This is a genomic window from Halalkalibacter wakoensis JCM 9140 (assembly GCF_000513095.1).
Taxonomy (GTDB): Bacteria; Bacillota; Bacilli; order Bacillales; family Bacillaceae_D; genus Halalkalibacter; species Halalkalibacter wakoensis.
Genome location: NZ_BAUT01000173.1, coordinates 1 through 911 on the forward strand (window position 1 = coordinate 1; position 911 = coordinate 911).

9 tRNA genes are annotated in these 911 nt (G+C 49.8%); all 9 read left to right on the plus strand.

The features are described from left to right. Positions 1 to 11 precede the first annotated feature (11 nt). Positions 12 to 87: transfer RNA gene (locus tag JCM9140_RS22080), tRNA-Val, on the plus strand. Between the two features lie 5 nt (positions 88 to 92). Next, positions 93 to 165 (plus strand) — tRNA-Thr (locus JCM9140_RS22085). A 23-nt stretch (positions 166 to 188) separates the two neighbouring features. Beyond that, positions 189 to 264: transfer RNA gene (locus tag JCM9140_RS22090), tRNA-Lys, on the plus strand. A gap of 18 nt (positions 265 to 282) precedes the next feature. Further along, positions 283 to 367 (plus strand) — tRNA-Leu (locus JCM9140_RS22095). Between the two features lie 8 nt (positions 368 to 375). Further along, a tRNA-Gly gene (locus JCM9140_RS22100) sits at positions 376 to 450 on the plus strand. Positions 451 to 467: 17 nt separating this feature from the next. Beyond that, a tRNA-Leu gene (locus tag JCM9140_RS22105) sits at positions 468 to 556 on the plus strand. Between the two features lie 9 nt (positions 557 to 565). After that, positions 566 to 641: transfer RNA gene (locus JCM9140_RS22110), tRNA-Arg, on the plus strand. Positions 642 to 682: 41 nt separating this feature from the next. Next, positions 683 to 759: transfer RNA gene (locus JCM9140_RS22115), tRNA-Pro, on the plus strand. A gap of 8 nt (positions 760 to 767) precedes the next feature. Next, a tRNA-Ala gene (locus tag JCM9140_RS22120) sits at positions 768 to 843 on the plus strand. The last annotated feature ends 68 nt before the right edge of the window (positions 844 to 911 follow it).

Here is a 911-nt window from a genome sequence, read left to right on the forward strand (position 1 = left end):
ATTTTGAAAATGGAGGATTAGCTCAGCTGGGAGAGCACCTGCCTTACAAGCAGGGGGTCGGCGGTTCGATCCCGTCATCCTCCACCATATTTGCCGGCCTAGCTCAATTGGTAGAGCAACTGACTTGTAATCAGTAGGTTGGGGGTTCAAGTCCTCTGGCCGGCATCGCTTTTCTTGAAATTTAGCAAGAGCCATTAGCTCAGTTGGTAGAGCATCTGACTTTTAATCAGAGGGTCGAAGGTTCGAGTCCTTCATGGCTCACCATTTATTTATAACACACATGCGGGTGTGGCGGAATTGGCAGACGCGCTAGACTTAGGATCTAGTGTCTTATGACGTGGGGGTTCGACTCCCTTCACCCGCACCATTAATTTTGCGGAAGTAGTTCAGTGGTAGAACACCACCTTGCCAAGGTGGGGGTCGCGGGTTCGAATCCCGTCTTCCGCTCCATAAAGTTTGTTTCCTGTGCCGGGGTGGTGGAATTGGCAGACACACAGGACTTAAAATCCTGCGGTAGGTGACTACCGTGCCGGTTCAAGTCCGGCCCTCGGCACCAATTAAATATGCGCCCTTAGCTCAGCTGGATAGAGTGTTTGACTACGAATCAAAAGGTCGGGAGTTCGAATCTCTCAGGCGCGCCATTATTTTTAAGCAATGTAAAAAATCGTTAGATTTACTAGAACGGGAAGTGGCTCAGCTTGGTAGAGCACCTGGTTTGGGACCAGGGGGTCGCAGGTTCAAATCCTGTCTTCCCGACCATTGTTTTTGGGGCCTTAGCTCAGCTGGGAGAGCGCCTGCCTTGCACGCAGGAGGTCAGCGGTTCGATCCCGCTAGGCTCCACCAAAAAGTATTGTTGACAAACTTTATTTAGTTTGTTAAGATGTAAAAAGTCGTTAAAAACGACCTATGAG